Consider the following 15,167-nt stretch of genomic DNA (forward strand, 5'->3'; position numbering starts at 1 on the left):
GCGGGCGGTTCAAGGTCCCGCATGTCCTTACCCTTCCACGGAACCCCCGGCCCACCGCGAGACGTTTTCCCGGTACGCCCGGTACCGTCGGGCAGTCCCACCGCGCGCACGCACCGTCCAGGGAGCCCCATGACCACCGCCACCACCAGCCGCAGCGACCGGCGGATCAGCCCCGTCTTCATCGGGATCCTGGCCGTCACGGCGGTGACCGGCTGGGCCACCTGGACCGGGTTCTCCGAGCAGCCGGGCCTGGCCGTGTTCCTGTTCGTGACGGCGGCGTGGATCGTCTCCCTGTGTCTGCACGAGTACGCACACGCGCGTACCGCCCTGCACGGCGGCGACATCACGGTCGGCTCGAAGGGCTACCTGAGCCTCAATCCTCTCGCCTACACGCACGCCCTGCTCAGCATCGTCCTCCCCGTCCTCTTCGTGATCATGGGCGGCATCGGTCTGCCCGGTGGCGCCGTCTTCATCGAGCGCAACCGCATCAAGGGGCGCTGGCGGCACAGTCTCATCTCGGCGGCCGGCCCGCTGACGAACGTCCTGTTCGCGGCCGTGTGCACCGCTCCGTTCTGGCTGCACGCGCTGGACGGCGTGCCGCGGGACTTCCGGTTCGCGCTGGCCTTCCTCGCCCTGCTCCAGGTCACGGCCGCCATCCTGAACTTCCTGCCGGTGCCCGGCCTGGACGGCTACGGCGTGATCGAGCCCTGGCTGTCGGGCAACATCAAGCGACAGGTGGAGCCCTTCGCGCCGTTCGGCCTACTGTTCGTGTTCGCCCTGCTGTGGGTCCCGGCCGTCAACAGCGTGTTCTTCGACGTGATCGACTCGATCCTGCGAAGCCTCGGAATCGGCGACTTCGACACGTACTGCGGTCAGTACTTTTACAATTATGTATTCAGCTTCCTCCGGGACAACGGCCCGAACCTCGGCTGTGCGGCCTGAGGCGGCGCGCAAAAGCCCCGTCCACTCCGACTGAGGAACCGGGGAGAACGGGGCTTCGTCCCCGCCCGCGCCGTCGGCGGCGCACGGGGGTTGGGCGGGGAACCTCACGGCCCTGCGGACGCGGGAGAGTAGGGCCGTGAGGGGTCAGGGAAGCGTGCAGGAGCCGGGAGGGCCGACCTCACCAGCTGTCCGGCTCCTGCCGCTCCCACCGCGCGCCGGCACCACGGGGCGCCAGGACGCGGGTTCAGGGGGCTTCAGCATGTGAGCGTTGGCGTGCGTCCATAAAGGCCTGAACGTCGGCCTCAGCCTCGTCAGCGGACGCGTAGCCGAAGAACTCGGCGATGAGCCGGAACCCTTTGCCCTCCCATCGGAGGTAGGCGGCTCTCGCCTGCCGGTCCGCGCCCTCCGGGGCGTGGCTCATGGCGTCGCAATGAGCCTGGACGGGGCAACGCTGAAGTTGGCTTGCACGACGGTACGGAAGCGGACATGGCCGGGACGTTGCTCGGCGTGCAGCTCGGCCCACAGTGTCGGATCCGTGCCGTCGTTCAGTGACTTGTGGTCTATGCAGTGCACGCATTCGTCCCATCGGCTCTCCGGAGCCTCGTCCAGCTCGACGCCCGAACGCACCTCAGGAAACGGATCTATCTTCACTGCTCCGCCCTCTTCCGCGGGTGCGGATGACGGCCGATTTCGACTGCCAGATCCGACGCGTGCGACGGATCGTAGGCAACGCTATTGGGGTTCGATGCCTCCTTCCACTGCCGCGCGCATGCTCCGCAGACGTCACATCCACGAACCGGTTCCGGCGCGGCTAACGTCAAAAATGGAAGCTCCACCGGCCTCCCCTGCGTCGTATGCGACACGACTACACCTCCGCTAACTGTCTTCTCAGGGTCAACACGATTGCGTGAGGAGCAGCACACTTACGATCCCCCGCCGGTAATCTCACCGTGAGATGGCTTTTCGCTCGCGCGGAGATACCGGGGGCTTCCTATGTCGACAGCATTAGTACCGATCGACCTACCTGAGTGGTCATGGGAGCGTGCAGAGGTACGTCAGTCACTGCGGGCAAGGGACATCGGCGCCGTGTTCCGCCACGTGCAGCAGTACGCCGGCGCGAGTCAGTCGCGCATCGCGACGGCCACAGGGATGACGCAGGCTCGCGTCAACGAGATCATCAACAGGCGTCGGGAGGTGACACGCCTCGATGTGTACGAGCGGATCGCCGACGGGTTGCGTATGCCCGACGACGCGCGACACCTCCTCGGTCTGGCGGCCAGCCGCGAGAAACGAACCGGTGGCGCCGCCTTCGACCTGGCGGCGTTCCCTGAAGTCGTCCGCGTCTATGCCGCTCAGAATTCCGCAGCCTCCGAGATCCAGCAGCAAGCCCGCGCGGCACAAGAGTTGGACGTGTTGGCCGTGCGCGGTCTCGGCCTGATCGGGCTGAACGACAGCCTCCTGCGCGCCTGTCTCCCACGCGAACGGGGCGGCAAAGGGATCCGCGTCCGGGTGCTGCTACTTGATCCGGACTCCGACGCGCTCACCCGACGAGCGGCCGAAATCGGGGAGTCCGCCGAGTCCCTCGCCGGCGGAGTACGCCTGACGGAGGCCCGACTTCGAGAGCTACTTGCCGACGGCTGCGACATCCAGGTGTACCGGTATCGCCTGTTTCCCACCTGGCGGCTCATCCGCACGGACGCCACCATGTTCGTCAGCGCCTTCGACGCCGGGTGGGAGGGCCACGAGAGCGCTACGTACAAGGTGATGGAGACTCCGCACGGGCCCCTGTTCCGGGGGTTCCGAAGGATGTTTGGTGCTGTCATCGACGGCGCGCAGCGCACGGTCTGAGCAGAGAGGAACGGCCCGTGATTGAGGCTGAGTTGAAGGTCCGCGTCCACTCGCCAGAGGCAGTTATGCGGCAGCTCGACGAGCGCGCGACGGCCCGCGTCGAGGTGTACCGAGACACCTACTACGACCGGCCTGACGGATCCCTGGAGAAAGCCGACCAGGAATTGCGCGTGCGGACCGTCCACGGTGCGGATGGAACCCGTACGGTCCTCACGTTCAAGGGCGCGGCCGTCGACGAGGATTCCGGCTCCAAACCCGAACATGAAACGGTCGTCGAGGATGCGGGCGCCGCACACGCGATCCTCCGCGGGCTGGGACACGTCGAGCTGATCGCCTTCGAGAAGCGGTGCCGAAACTACGACTTCGAGGCGCACGGCCGACACGTGCTCGCCACCCTCGTCCGCGTCCCTGAGATCGACGGCACCTTCCTTGAGGTAGAGACCCTCGTCGAAGAATCTGAGCTGTCGCAAGCACTCGCCGACGTCCGATCGGTCCTGTCGGATCTCGGTATCAGCGCTGCTGATCTGACACGCGAGACCTACACGGGAGCGGTAGCCGCTCAGAGACGCTGAGCGCCTACAGCCACCCGGCGAGACGCATGCGACGTCGCCAACTCCGGCCATGGTGCGGCGTGCAGAACTGGCGGATCCTCCCGCGTCCCTCCGTCTGCGTCAGCGGGGCGCCACAGTGGAGGCAGTCAGCGTTGCACTGGCTCTTCGCGCTCTTCGTGTAGTCCATGGTCGGTCCTCTCAAGTCGAACGCCCCGCGGACCATGTCGGCCGGCGGGGCGTGGAAAGGCCGCTCGTCATGGCGACGAGCGGCCCGTGTGTGCGTGTGGTGTGCGTCAGACGTAGCGGCCGATGCCCGACCTCACGAGCTGCCGCCGTCACATTCCCCAACCGCTCCAGCGCCTCGAAGAACTCAGTCCTGCACGCCTCGCGCTCATCACCCGTCAACGACATGGTCCCCGCAACCTCCAGAATCTCTGGGTGTTGCGGGGACCTTTAGAACCCGAGTAGTCCGGTGGGGGCTCTGTCGTACCTAGTGTCTTGTGATCCCGTGAGTGTTACTTCCATAGCCCATAACGTCGCTGGTCAGTAGCCCTGTTGCGTACGCAACCGAGGAACGCGATCAGGATCACGAGACACTAGCAGCTACACGCCCAATTCGTCGGCGATCTCCAGCATCTCCCCCGCAGCGTCAGCGAAAAACTCAGCGGTGACGTCGAAGGAGACGCGCGACTCGTCGAGCTTCCGCCACCCCCCGGACTTGCCACGCTTGGCCTTGGTAACGACGCCACAGTCCAGGAGAAGGGAGCGCTTGTCGAGGTCATCGGCCGCGTCCCACATCTGTGCATACGTGGCCGACTGCGCCTTAACTACCGTGCGGGGCTCCGTCTTGGGACGTGCCTCCAGCTCCATCAGTCGAGCGTCGAGCGCGTCGTGAACCTCCTGCCACGCGCCTTGGGCAGCGCGGGACTTCTGCTTGCCACGCTCTACAAGGTGTGCCTTGAACTCAGCTTCGGTCTCCTCGATCTCCGGAGTTGGGTCGTACCCCGGAATCGTTTCGTGCTCCAGCACGCGCACGCCCCCGAGCCTGCGCAGGAATTCCCGCTCCACGTACTCTTCCGCCCACTGCTGTTTGATGGACGAGGGGGACGAGCACTGTGGTCCGGAACTGAAGCCCTGACACACATAGTTCTGCGCTTCTGTTCGCCGCTGGAGGTACATGCGCCCTCCGCAGGCGTCGCACAGAAGCACCCCCAGGAGCAACGCGTTCGTACCCTTGCGCGCGACTGGCTGACGCGCACGTGACTTGAAGATCTCGCCCACATGATCGAACTCCGTGCGCGTCATGATCGGCTCGTCGGTGAACGTCACAGGGGCTTCCGACTGTGCCTCCCTGACGACCTGCCCCTTGTATGTCTTCCAGCCGAGCATGGCGTAATCCGTCAGCATGCCTTTGATGGTCGCACCGGTCCATCCACGTATGGGTGATGCGCCTTCCGGCTCGGATTCTTCGTTACCTGCGGGATCCTCTTCGACGAATTCGCCACTCGTCGCGGTCTGCGCCTCCCGGAGTTCACGACGCTTTGCGTCCCAGTACTGCCACGGCGTGGGAACACCATCCGCCGTCAAGTCCGCGGCGATAGCGGTAGAGGACTTCCCGCGCTTCACGTCGGAGTCGTCGCCCTTTAGCTCACGGATGATCCGCTGAACCACCTTGACGGCTTCGACGTCAGGCTTCAGCGTCCATCCACCGCCTTCAAGTCGCTTGGGCTCGTAGCCGTATGGCGGTCGTCCACCCTTCCACCGGCCCTTCATCTGACGGAGCGCCGCGTGAGCACCCGTCACACGTTCTTTGGTGCTGAGGCGTTCGACCTGAGCCGCGAACGCAAACAGCATCATCATCAATTCCGACATGGGGTCCATGGGATTTCGGAAATCGAAGATGAGTCGGCCGGCGTTGCCTACGCCCTCGTCGAATACGAGCATCTTCCGATGCTCCTTCGCCCATTTCGCGAGGTCATGCATGTCCGACATTGACGCAATGGCACGGTCGAACCGCCACCAAACGATGGCGTCGAACTCACCGGAGCGCGCAAGCCACGCCCCAAGCTGCGGGCGGTCGAACGGGCTGAACTTGAGTGCTGAGACGTCGAGATCGACAGCCTCGCGAAGGGAGTCACCCTCCCCAAAGTCGATGTCCAGCGCCGCCGCAGATCGGTTGCCCGCCTCCCTCTGACGATCGACGCTCGTCGTGGAGTCCGTGAGTACAGACAGTCGGATAGCGCGCAGGCCGCGCAGTTGCTTCGGCATGATGAGGCCCCCCTCTACAGAGCACATCATCGCACACGTACTGCGGTCAGGAGCTCTACCGCTTCTGGCAGGGGACGAACGAGTTCTGCTCGGTCAGCCCGTGACCGACCTACGAGTCTTGCCCCGCTTCATGTAGTACCAGCACATGTTGCTGGACAGCCCCGCCAGCAGCACCCACACGATCCCCAGCCAGCTGCCCTGCGCGAAGGCGACCACGGCCGCGGCCACGGCGAGCACACAGACGATCAGGGCATACAGTCCAAGGCGGGGCATTTCGATCGGCTCCTGTCGGCGGACTCGGGTTCAGGCCTTCGGGGGGACACTGCTACGCCGACCAGTGTCCCCCATCCCCCTCCGTCTCCCTACACGTCCGTGACACGCAGCCCGGCGTGCGCCTTGTACCGCCGGTTCACCGAGATCAGGTTGGCGACGAGCGACTCGACCTGGTGGGCGTTGCGCAGCCGGCCGGCGAAGATGCCGCGCATGCCGGGGATACGTCCGGCCAGGGCCTGCACGATCTCGACGTCGTCCCGCACCTCCCCCAGCACCATCACGTCGGTGTCGATCTCGACGATCTCGGGGTCCTGCAGCAGCACCGCCGACAGGTGGTGGAAGGCCGCCGTCACCCGCGAGTCCGGCAGCAGGGCGGCGGCCTGCTCGGCCGCGCTCCCCTCCTCCGGCTTGATCGCGTACGCGCCCTTCTTGTCGAAGCCGAGCGGGTTGACGCAGTCCACGACGAGCTTGCCGGCCAGCTCCTCCCGCAGTGACTCCAGGGTCTTGCCGTGGCCGTCCCACGGCACGGCGACGATCACGATGTCGCTGCGGCGCGCGCACTCGGCGTTGTCCGCGCCCTCGACGCCGTGCCCGAGCTCGTCGGCGGCGGCCTGTGCGCGCTCGGCGGCACGCGAGCCGATGATCACCTTCTGGCCGGCCCTGGCCAGCCGGTAGGCCAGGCCCTTGCCCTGGGGCCCGGTCCCGCCGAGGACGCCGACGACGAGCCCGGAGACGTCGGGGAGGTCCCAGGGGTCCTTGGCGGGGGCCTTCGCGGGGACCTGTGCAGCACTGTCGGTAGAGGTCATGGGCCGACTTTACGTCCGCCCCGGACGCCCCCGCCGGTCAGGTGAGCCGCGTCACGGGCACCCGCCGGAAGACGATCCGCTCGTACGCGCCGAAGTCCCCGGTCTCGTAGAGGAGTCCGACGGTCGAGGAGTCGATCCGCACCAGGTCGGAGTAGGCGGCGGGCAGACCCACGACCTGGCGGCCCGTGTGCACGGGCCGCCAGGTCGTGCCGTTGTCCGCCGACGCACGGATGGTCATCAGCGCGCGGGCAAAGGCGTACGCGGGGCCGGAGAACAGCAGGACGTCGGGGTCGCGGAGCTGGAGCAGGCTGCCCTCGCACACCGGGCCGTCGAGACCGGCCTGCGGGCGGAAGGGGGTCCGCGCGGAAGGGGACAGTGGCTTCGGTCATCCGCGCAACGTCCCCAGGTCGGGCGAATTCGTGGTGAACTCCAGGTCACGAGTGACCGATTGGTGCAGGATGCGGACGCATGGACGCCGTACGGGTCGCGCTGCTGCGCGAAGTGCTCGCAGGAACCGAGTGGTTGGGCGCCACGCGGCGCTTCGCGGGGACTTTGCGCGGATCCGTGGTCTCGCACGGCGGCGGGCTGCTCCTGGTGGGTACGCAGGAGTACGAGCCGTGGCATCTGGCGGCCCACCTGGTGGACGAGGCCGCGTGGTCGGGGACGCCGGAGCTGGCCCCGACCCTGGTACGGCACGGCGCGTGCCCGTCCGATCCGGCGCATCTGGCAGTCGGGCTCGGCCGGTTGGCGGCGGCGCGCCGGGGCGAGACGCTGCTGGTCGTGTCGCCGGGAGGACCGGGCGCCCCGCTTCTGGAGCGGGTGCACGACGCACGGCGGGCGGGGGCGAGGGTGCTGGCACTCGGCCCCGGCGGGGGCGAACTCGCCCCCATGGCCCACGAGTCGCTGACCGTGCCGGAGGGCTCGGAGCTGGACCTGGACACCGTGCAGCACCTGGTCAGTGCGGCGGCCGGGGAGAACGCGCTCCCGGCACCGAGGGGGAACCGCCGGCTCAGGGACCGCCTGTACCGCCTGGCCGACCATCTCACTGCCCCACCACCCGCGCGCTGGTGACCTTCCCGGCCGCCTGGGAGTTCGCCCCGTACGACGTCCGCACGAACGAGCACGCGCTACGCCTGCGCGACCGGCGGAAGACGCCCGCACCCGCCCAGTCCTGATCGGGATCGGGATCGGGATCGGGATCGGGATCAGTCGTCGTCAGGGGTTCCGGCGGGGGCGTCGTGCCACTTCGGGTCGTTCTCCCATTCGAGATTGCGCTCGCGGGCCGTCGCCATCGCGGCCTCTGCCTCCTGACGCGAGGCATACGGCCCGAACCGGTCCTTGGCCGGACACTCCGGCCCCTCCTCGACCTTCTTGTGCTCCAGGCAGTAGTACCATTCGCCCGGTTTCCCGGCGGTCCGCTTCTTGAACAAGGCCATGACCGGCTCCTCTCGCCTCCGACATGTTCCCCCATGCCCGCTGGTTAGACTCGCTGGCATGTCTGGCCAGTCGCTGCTCGTACCAGGGGAGCTGTCTCCCACCCGTTCCGTACCCGGAAACATCCGCCGTCCCGAGTACGTCGGCAAGCCCGCGCCGTCGCCGTACACCGGGCCGGAGGTGCAGACGCCCGAGACGATCGAGGCGATGCGCATCGCCGGCCGGATCGCCGCGCAGGCGATGGCGGAGGCGGCCAAGCTCATCGCCCCCGGGGTCACCACCGACGAGCTGGACAAGGTGGCGCACGACTACATGTGCGACCACGGCGCCTACCCCTCGACGCTCGGCTACCGCGGCTTCCCCAAGTCCCTGTGCACCAGCCTCAACGAGGTGATCTGCCACGGCATCCCGGATTCGACCGTGCTCCGGGACGGCGACATCATCAACCTCGACGTGACGGCGTACATCGGCGGGGTGCACGGCGACAACAACGCGACGTATCTGGTCGGGAACGTCGACGACGAGAGCCGCCTGCTGGTCGAACGCACCAGGGAGTCGCTGGACCGCGCGATCAAGGCGGTCAAGCCGGGCCGCCAGATCAACATCATCGGCCGTGTGATCGAGTCGTACGCCAAGCGCTTCGGGTACGGAGTGGTCCGCGACTTCACGGGCCACGGGATCAGCTCCTCGTTCCACTCGGGCCTGATCATCCCGCACTACGACAGCCCGCACGCGACGACGGTCATGCAGCCCGGGATGACGTTCACCATCGAGCCGATGCTGACGCTCGGGACGCACGACTACGACATGTGGGACGACGGGTGGACGGTCGTCACCAAGGACCGCAGGCGGACGGCCCAGTTCGAGCACACGCTGGTGGTGACGGAGACGGGAGCGGAGATCCTCACGCTCCCCTAGCGCACGCCAGGGATCGCTCTCCGCAGCGCACCCCCGAGGCCCGCCCTCAACGGAAGTACCAGGGCGGGCCTCTTTGCCGGCTAGCGCTCCGGCTCACGCTCCAGGAAGACCCGGCCGCCGATCTCCACCCACCCGTACGGCTGCGGAGCGGTGAGGATCTGCGACCCCGCGCCCTGGGTGATGTTGAGCGCCCGGCCGAGGCGGTCCGTCAGGAGCAGCGCCGCCGCACCCGTCGCCTCGTCCTCCTCGATGCCGTCGTCGCGCCCCGGGAAGCCGCGCGCCCGGACCCGCCCCGCCGGCTCGTCCTCCCAGGCCCAGGCGTAGATCCACTCCCCCTTGGCCGGCACGGGCAGGGCATCGACCTCGGCGGCCGTCGCGTACTGGCGCAGCGTCCGCGGCGGAGCCCACTCCGCGCGCGCCTCGATCCAGCTGAACTCCCCGTCCTGGCGGGCCCCGACCACCCCGGCCGGTGTCACCAGCTCGGGCACGTCGAGGAGCCAGGCCGTGCCGACGCAGGGGTGGCCGGCGAAGGGCAGCCGCAGGGTCGGGGTGTAGATGTCGACGACTCCGCGCTCGGGATCGTCGACGAACACCGTCTCGCTGAACCCGAGTTTCCCGGCGAACGCCTGCCGCTCGCCCGGGTCCGGCAGCACGGAGCCCTCGCGGACGACGCCGAGTTCGTTGCCGTAACCGCCGTTCGGCCCGCAGAAGACGCGGAGTACGTCGTAGTCAGTCACCGGGGCATTCAAACACCGCCCCTCAAGGCGTGCCGCGGCCGCCCACGGCGGGGGCCCTTCCGGTCACCCGAAACGAAATCCTTGGAGTTCCCTTGACCATTCCTTGGGGTCCGTTTTTGGCCGGCGTGATCAGCCCGTGCTCATACACCGTCCATGAGAGCTGAATCACCACATGGGTGGGTATCACGCAGGCAAGCCTTAGATAAGTTAGGCGAGCCTCACCATCCCTGCGTGAGGCCCGACACGCGATTTTTCGCCACCTCTTGGAGCCTGCATGCGAGCCGCCAGACTCTCCGTCGTCACCGCCGTCGTCACGGCGGCGGCACTGACCGCCGTCACGGGGTGCACGGAGAAGAGCAAGGGTGACGGTGACGCGGCAGTCAAGGTGACCGCCGCCGACTCCACGTGCGACACCTCCGCCAAGTCGGTGCCGGCCGGCCAGGTCACGCTGAGCATCGAGAACAAGGGTTCGCGGGCGACCGAGGTCGAGATCCTCTTCCCGGACGACCGGATCGTGTCGGAGAAGGAGAACATCGGGCCGGGCACCAAGTACACGCTGACCGCGGAGGTGAAGGCGGGAGCGTACGAGATCGCCTGCCGCCCGGGGATGAAGGGGCACGGCGTCCGGCAGAAGCTCACGGTCACCGGCTCCGGCGCGGTCGCCAAGCGCGACCCCAAGCTGGACAAGGCCGTCGCCGACTACCGCGAATACGCGCAGGAGCAGGCCGACGCCACCCTCCCGAAGGTGGAGACCTTCGCCGAGGCGATCAAGGCCGGCGACCTCGACGCCGCCAAGAAGGCCTACGCCCCGTCCCGCGTCGGCTGGGAGCGCACCGAGCCCATCGCCGAGTCCTTCGGGGACATCGACCCCGAGACCGACACCCGCGCCGACGGCCTGGAGAAGGGCCAGAAGTGGACCGGCTGGCACGCGCTGGAGAAGGCGCTGTGGCAGGACAAGAAGATCGGCGCCGCGCAGAAGACGCTCGCCGACCAGCTGGTCACCGACCTCAAGGACTGGCAGAAGCGGGTCGGCAAGGCCGTGATCACCCCGACCTCCATGGCCAACGGCGCCAAGGAACTGCTCGACGAGGTCGCCACCGGCAAGATCACCGGTGAGGAGGACGCCTACTCGCACACCGACCTGAGCGACTTCAAGGCCAACGTCGAGGGCGCACAGAAGGCGTACGAGCTGCTCAAGCCGGTCGCGCAGAAGAACGACAAGGCGCTGACCACCGAGCTGGACAAGCAGTTCACCTCGCTGAACTCGACGCTCGACAAGTACCGCACGGACGATCCGCAGGGAACGGAACAGAACGGGTTCGTGTCGTACGACACCGTCACCGAGGACCAGCGCAAGGAACTCTCGGACGCGGTGAACGCGCTCGCGGAGCCGCTGTCCAAGCTCGCCGCCGCCGTTGTGAAGTAGGGGACGGACCACCATGACGGACACTCAGGAAGCAACGGGCGCGGAAGCCGCCGCGGACAAGCAGCCCTCCCGGCGTTCGCTGATCGGCTGGGGCGGGGCCGGGCTCGCGCTCGGTGCCGCCGCGGCCGGCGGTGCGGTGGCGATGACCCGCGTGGGCGACTCCGCCGACGACGCGGCTCCGGCCGCCGCCGAGACGGGCGCCGCGGTCGCCTTCCACGGCGCCAACCAGGCCGGCATCGCCACACCGGTGCAGGACAGGCTGCACTTCGCCGCGTTCGACGTGCAGACCGACGACCGCGCCGAGTTCGTGCAGATGCTCAAGGACTGGACGGCGGCCGCACGCCGGATGACCGCCGGGAAGGCGGTCGGTGACGGCGCGTACGGCGGTCTCGCCGAGGCACCGCCGGACGACACGGGCGAGGCGCTGGGTCTGAAGCCCTCGCGGCTGACGCTGACCATCGGCTTCGGTCCGTCGCTGTTCGAGAAGTACGGCGACACGTTCGGGATCAAGGACCGGCGGCCCGAGGCCCTGGCCGACCTCCCGCAGTTCGCCGGCGACGCCCTCGACAAGTCGCGCACCGGCGGCGATCTGTGCATCCAGGCCTGTGCCGACGACCCGCAGGTCGCCGTGCACGCGATTCGCAACCTGGCCCGCATCGGCTTCGGCAAGGTCAGTATCCGCTGGTCGCAGCTCGGTTTCGGCAAGACCTCGTCGACGACCCCCGACGCGCAGACCCCGCGCAACCTGATGGGCTTCAAGGACGGCACCCGCAACATCGCGGGCACCGAGACGGACCGGCTGAAGAGGTTCGTGTGGGTCGGGGACAAGGACGGCGGCAAGGACTCGGACTGGATGACCGGCGGGTCCTACCTCGTCGCCCGGCGCATCCGGATGCACATCGAGACCTGGGACCGCACGTCGCTGCAGGAGCAGGAGGACGTGTTCGGCCGCGACAAGGGCGAAGGTGCCCCGGTCGGCAAGGCCAAGGAGCACGACGCGCCGTTCCTGAAGGCGATGAAGCCCGACGCGCACGTCCGGCTCGCGCACCCCGACTCCAACAACGGGATCACGATCCTGCGCCGTGGCTACTCCTTCACCGACGGCACCGACGGTCTGGGCCGCCTGGAGGCGGGGCTGTTCTTCCTGGCCTACATGCGTGACGTGCGCAAGGGATTCATCCCGCTGCAGCGCAGGCTGTCGGCTTCCGACGCGCTCAACGAGTACATCCAGCACGTGGGTTCGGCGGTGTTCGCCGTTCCGCCGGGCGTCCGCGACAAGGACGACTGGTGGGGCAGCACACTGTTCTCCAAGGAGGCGTAGCCCGTGTTCTCCAACTATCTGATCGGTCTGCGCGAGGGCCTGGAAGCCAGCCTGGTCGTCTGCATCCTGATCGCCTATCTGGTCAAGACGGACCGCAGGGACGCCATCCGGCCGATCTGGATCGGCATCGCCGTGGCGGTGTTCATCGCGATGGGCTTCGGCTGCGCGCTCGAATTCGGCTCCCAGGAGCTGACGTTCCAGGCGCAGGAGGCGCTCGGCGGTTCGCTGTCGATCGTCGCGGTCTGCCTGGTGACGTGGATGGTCTTCTGGATGCGGCGCACCGCCCGGCACCTGAGGTTCGAGCTGCACGGCAAGCTGGACGCCGCCCTCGCGATGGGCACGGGCGCGCTGGTCGCCACCGCGTTCCTCGCCGTCGGCCGTGAGGGACTGGAGACGGCGCTGTTCGTGTGGGCGTCGGTCCACGCGGCCAGCGACGGCACCCCGCGCCCACTGGTCGGCGTGGCGCTGGGCCTGGCGACCGCGGTCTTCCTGGGCTGGCTGTTCTACCGGGGCGCCCTGAAGATCAACCTCGCGAAGTTCTTCACCTGGACCGGCGGCATGCTGGTCGTGGTCGCGGCGGGCGTGCTGGCGTACGGCTTCCACGATCTGCAGGAGGCCGACTGGCTGCCGGGCCTGACGAGCCTGGCCTTCGACATCAGCGGCACCATCCCACCGGACAGCTGGTACGGCACGCTGCTGAAGGGCGTGTTCAACTTCCAGCCGGACCCGACCGTCCTCCAGGTCACGGTGTGGCTGCTGTACTTGATCCCGACGCTCGCGCTGTTCTTCGCCCCGGTAGGGTTCGCCTCCGGGAAGGGGAAGGTGAAGGCACCTGATGAGCAGGGATCGCGGCCCTCGAAGGCTCCGCAGGCTTGACCGGCGCGTACTGATCGCGGCCTCGGTGACCGCTTTGTCGTTGACGGCGAGCGGTTGCGTGGTGGTGCACGGGGAGCGCGAGGTGCTCCCCTCCTCCACGCGTGGCGAGGCCGTCAGGGCGCTCCGGCAGTTCACCACCGCGTACAACAAGGCGGACAAGGCGTACGACAGTTCGCTCGACGCCGACCATGTCACCGGCGCCCTGGGCGACATCGACGCGGCCCGCCTCAAGGCCGGTCACGCGAACAACCCGGGCGGCAATCCGGCGCACACGCCGCTGAATTTGAGCGACGTGACGTACACGATCCCCAAGAAGGCGGGCTGGCCGCGCTGGTTCGTCGCCGACGCGTCCGCCAACAAGGGCGGCAACTCGCGCTGGGTGTTCGTGTTCCTGCGGGGCGGCCCGGACGAGTCGTGGCAGGTGGCGTATCTGACGCTGGTGGTGCCCGGCCAGATGCCGAAGTTCCAGAAGGACGCGGACGGCTGGGCCGAGGCCGTGCCCGCGGACTCGACGGAACTGGCCGTCAGGCCCGCGGACTTGAGCAAGGACTACGCGACCTACCTGAAGAGCGGCGGGAGTTCCTTCGCGGACGGCGCGAACACCAGCGGGTGGCGTGCGAAGCGGAAGAAGAGCGCCCAGCAGCCGGGGCGGGTCACCCAGTACATCGACGAGCCGCTGACGAGCGGGGACTACGCACCACTGGCCCTGCGGACGGCGAACGGCGGAGCCCTGGTGTTCTTCACCACGCGCTACTACGCGAAGGAGACGGCCTACCCGGGCACGTCGCTCCCCACGCCCACCAAGGACGTGCAGGCCCTGACGAAGGGCGAGGTCAAGCAGTCACTGACCATGGAGCTGAGGTCGAACCAGGTGGCTCTTGACCCGGCGCAGGGCTCGGGGAAGGCACAGGTCGGCGTACTGGGACGAATCGAGGGGCTCACGTCGGCGGTGGGTTCGTAGCCACCCCGTACACCGACATACCGCTATGTCGCTGTACCGCTGTGCCACCAGCGGTGCGGGCCCGGGGCTCAGCGGCGCAGGGGCCAGGCGGAGCTTGCCTGGTCGGATTCCTCGCCGACGTGGCGGGCGCAGGCGTCGGTGAGGATCTCAAGCAGGCTCAGCGGGTCCGGCAGGGCGTGCTCGGGGCCGCGTACCCAGTGCACGCCCTGGTCGCCGGGGAGCCGGGCGGGCGGTACGAGGACGTAGGAACCGCGGCAGTGCCAGCGCAGTCCGGGATGCTCGTCCGCGGTCTCGGGGTGGCAGTCCAGCTCGCAGGGCCACCACTCGTCCTCGTCCTCGGGGGTGCCGCGGGTGAGGGTGAAGAAGAGGAGCCGGCCGTCGTCGCTCTCCGCGACCGGGCCGACCTCGATGCCGGCGGCGAGCAGCCGCTCCAGCGCTTCTCTTCCCGCCTCCAGGGGCAGGTCGAGGACGTCGTGCACCATGCCGGTGGCGGTGATGAAGTTGGCCTGCGGCTGGTGGCGGGCCCAGCGCTCGATCTGCCCGCGGTCGGTGGTCGACTGGGTCTGCCAGGCGAACGACACCGGGTGCCGGGCCGGGGTGGGGCAGCCGACGCGGTCGCAGGAGCAGCGGTAACCGGGGGCCGGATGCGCGGCGGGGGCGAGCGGCAGTCCCGCTCCGGCGGCGGCGAGCAGCAGGGCCTCTCGGCCGGCGTCATCGGCGCCGGTCTCCTTCGGGCGGCGGCCACGCAGCCACTGGGAGAGCTTGCCCTGCCGGCCGGTGCGGCCACCGAACTCCGCGCTCATCTA

The 15,167-nt window shown here is 68.4% G+C and carries 16 protein-coding genes and 1 pseudogene; 9 read left to right on the plus strand and 8 right to left on the minus strand.

Translation table 11 applies throughout. The features are described 5' to 3' along the window. Positions 1-129 precede the first annotated feature (129 nt). The gene (locus tag OOK07_RS11890) at positions 130-942 is read left to right on the plus strand and encodes a site-2 protease family protein (RefSeq protein ID WP_266796298.1); all 813 of its coding nucleotides are present in this window, start codon (positions 130-132) and stop codon (positions 940-942) included. A gap of 417 nt (positions 943-1,359) precedes the next feature. Here the strand turns inward: OOK07_RS11890 and OOK07_RS11895 are convergent, their stop codons facing one another. Further along, complete coding sequence (locus OOK07_RS11895; RefSeq protein WP_266796300.1) at positions 1,360-1,593, minus strand: hypothetical protein; 234 nt, start codon at positions 1,591-1,593, stop codon at positions 1,360-1,362. Positions 1,594-2,028: 435 nt separating this feature from the next. Between OOK07_RS11895 and OOK07_RS11900 the strand changes: the two genes are divergently transcribed. Together OOK07_RS11900 and cyaB are read left to right on the plus strand one after the other, a co-directional pair. Further along, positions 2,029-2,790: a helix-turn-helix domain-containing protein gene (locus OOK07_RS11900; protein ID WP_266679601.1), complete on the plus strand. Its 762-nt coding sequence runs from the start codon at positions 2,029-2,031 to the stop codon at positions 2,788-2,790. Between the two features lie 17 nt (positions 2,791-2,807). Continuing rightward, positions 2,808-3,362, plus strand: coding sequence for a class IV adenylate cyclase (gene cyaB / locus OOK07_RS11905; RefSeq protein ID WP_266679603.1), 555 nt, complete (start codon positions 2,808-2,810; stop codon positions 3,360-3,362). Positions 3,363-3,944: 582 nt separating this feature from the next. Here the strand turns inward: cyaB and OOK07_RS11910 are convergent. The 4 genes and pseudogenes from OOK07_RS11910 to OOK07_RS11925 form a co-directional block, all read right to left on the minus strand. Then, positions 3,945-5,609 carry a recombinase family protein gene (locus OOK07_RS11910; RefSeq protein WP_266796301.1) on the minus strand — a complete coding sequence of 555 codons (1,665 nt, stop codon included), beginning with the start codon at positions 5,607-5,609 and terminating at the stop codon, positions 3,945-3,947. 93 nt (positions 5,610-5,702) lie between these two features. After that, entirely contained in the window at positions 5,703-5,882 is a 180-nt protein-coding gene (locus OOK07_RS11915; protein WP_266679610.1) for a hypothetical protein, read from the minus strand. An 89-nt stretch (positions 5,883-5,971) separates the two neighbouring features. Continuing rightward, on the minus strand, positions 5,972-6,688 hold the full coding sequence (npdG, locus tag OOK07_RS11920) for an NADPH-dependent F420 reductase (RefSeq protein ID WP_266585174.1): 717 nt from the start codon (positions 6,686-6,688) through the stop codon (positions 5,972-5,974). Between the two features lie 37 nt (positions 6,689-6,725). Next, a pseudogene (locus OOK07_RS11925) lies at positions 6,726-7,043 on the minus strand (sialidase family protein); the annotation flags it as partial. Positions 7,044-7,156: 113 nt separating this feature from the next. On the opposite strand from OOK07_RS11925, the gene OOK07_RS11930 reads away from it, so the two are divergent. Beyond that, positions 7,157-7,759 (plus strand): phosphoheptose isomerase family protein, encoded by a 603-nt coding sequence (locus tag OOK07_RS11930; protein ID WP_266796303.1) that lies wholly within the window; start codon positions 7,157-7,159, stop codon positions 7,757-7,759. Between the two features lie 134 nt (positions 7,760-7,893). Here OOK07_RS11930 and OOK07_RS11935 read toward each other — a convergent pair whose 3' ends face one another. Then, the gene (locus OOK07_RS11935; protein WP_266513196.1) at positions 7,894-8,124 is read right to left on the minus strand and encodes a hypothetical protein; all 231 of its coding nucleotides are present in this window, start codon (positions 8,122-8,124) and stop codon (positions 7,894-7,896) included. Between the two features lie 58 nt (positions 8,125-8,182). On the opposite strand from OOK07_RS11935, the gene map reads away from it, so the two are divergent. Next, complete coding sequence (map, locus tag OOK07_RS11940) at positions 8,183-9,040, plus strand: type I methionyl aminopeptidase (protein WP_266796306.1); 858 nt, start codon at positions 8,183-8,185, stop codon at positions 9,038-9,040. Positions 9,041-9,120: 80 nt separating this feature from the next. Here map and OOK07_RS11945 read toward each other — a convergent pair whose 3' ends face one another. After that, on the minus strand, positions 9,121-9,777 hold the full coding sequence (locus OOK07_RS11945) for a PhzF family phenazine biosynthesis protein (protein ID WP_266796308.1): 657 nt from the start codon (positions 9,775-9,777) through the stop codon (positions 9,121-9,123). A 274-nt stretch (positions 9,778-10,051) separates the two neighbouring features. Between OOK07_RS11945 and efeO the strand changes: the two genes are divergently transcribed. The 4 genes from efeO to OOK07_RS11965 are packed head-to-tail and all read left to right on the plus strand — an operon-like array spanning position 10,052 to position 14,361. Continuing rightward, a complete protein-coding gene (gene efeO, locus OOK07_RS11950; protein WP_266796310.1) occupies positions 10,052-11,203 on the plus strand; it encodes an iron uptake system protein EfeO in 1,152 nt (383 codons plus the stop codon). 13 nt (positions 11,204-11,216) lie between these two features. Further along, entirely contained in the window at positions 11,217-12,524 is a 1,308-nt protein-coding gene (efeB, locus tag OOK07_RS11955) for an iron uptake transporter deferrochelatase/peroxidase subunit (protein ID WP_266796312.1), read from the plus strand. 3 nt (positions 12,525-12,527) lie between these two features. Further along, a complete protein-coding gene (gene efeU / locus OOK07_RS11960; RefSeq protein ID WP_266796314.1) occupies positions 12,528-13,400 on the plus strand; it encodes an iron uptake transporter permease EfeU in 873 nt (290 codons plus the stop codon). Further along, positions 13,360-14,361: an SCO2278 family lipoprotein gene (locus OOK07_RS11965; RefSeq protein WP_266796316.1), complete on the plus strand. Its 1,002-nt coding sequence runs from the start codon at positions 13,360-13,362 to the stop codon at positions 14,359-14,361. Before efeU ends, OOK07_RS11965 begins: the two co-directional genes overlap by 41 nt. Positions 14,362-14,429: 68 nt before the next feature. Here OOK07_RS11965 and OOK07_RS11970 read toward each other — a convergent pair whose 3' ends face one another. Then, positions 14,430-15,164 (minus strand): bifunctional DNA primase/polymerase, encoded by a 735-nt coding sequence (locus OOK07_RS11970; protein WP_266796318.1) that lies wholly within the window; start codon positions 15,162-15,164, stop codon positions 14,430-14,432. Between the last annotated feature and the right edge of the window lie 3 nt (positions 15,165-15,167).

Origin of the sequence: Streptomyces sp. NBC_00078, from assembly GCF_026343335.1 — a bacterium.
Classification (GTDB): domain Bacteria; phylum Actinomycetota; class Actinomycetes; order Streptomycetales; family Streptomycetaceae; genus Streptomyces.

Coding starts and splice junctions, on each gene's coding strand:
- OOK07_RS11890 (WP_266796298.1), top strand. CDS start 130: ATGACCACCGCCACCACCAGCCGCAGCGACCGGCGGATCAGCCCCGTC.
- OOK07_RS11910 (WP_266796301.1), bottom strand. CDS start 5,609: ATGCCGAAGCAACTGCGCGGCCTGCGCGCTATCCGACTGTCTGTACTC.
- OOK07_RS11915 (WP_266679610.1), bottom strand. CDS start 5,882: ATGCCCCGCCTTGGACTGTATGCCCTGATCGTCTGTGTGCTCGCCGTG.
- npdG (WP_266585174.1), bottom strand. CDS start 6,688: ATGACCTCTACCGACAGTGCTGCACAGGTCCCCGCGAAGGCCCCCGCC.
- OOK07_RS11930 (WP_266796303.1), top strand. CDS start 7,157: ATGGACGCCGTACGGGTCGCGCTGCTGCGCGAAGTGCTCGCAGGAACC.
- OOK07_RS11935 (WP_266513196.1), bottom strand. CDS start 8,124: ATGGCCTTGTTCAAGAAGCGGACCGCCGGGAAACCGGGCGAATGGTAC.
- map (WP_266796306.1), top strand. CDS start 8,183: ATGTCTGGCCAGTCGCTGCTCGTACCAGGGGAGCTGTCTCCCACCCGT.
- efeO (WP_266796310.1), top strand. CDS start 10,052: ATGCGAGCCGCCAGACTCTCCGTCGTCACCGCCGTCGTCACGGCGGCG.
- efeB (WP_266796312.1), top strand. CDS start 11,217: ATGACGGACACTCAGGAAGCAACGGGCGCGGAAGCCGCCGCGGACAAG.
- OOK07_RS11965 (WP_266796316.1), top strand. CDS start 13,360: ATGAGCAGGGATCGCGGCCCTCGAAGGCTCCGCAGGCTTGACCGGCGC.
- OOK07_RS11970 (WP_266796318.1), bottom strand. CDS start 15,164: ATGAGCGCGGAGTTCGGTGGCCGCACCGGCCGGCAGGGCAAGCTCTCC.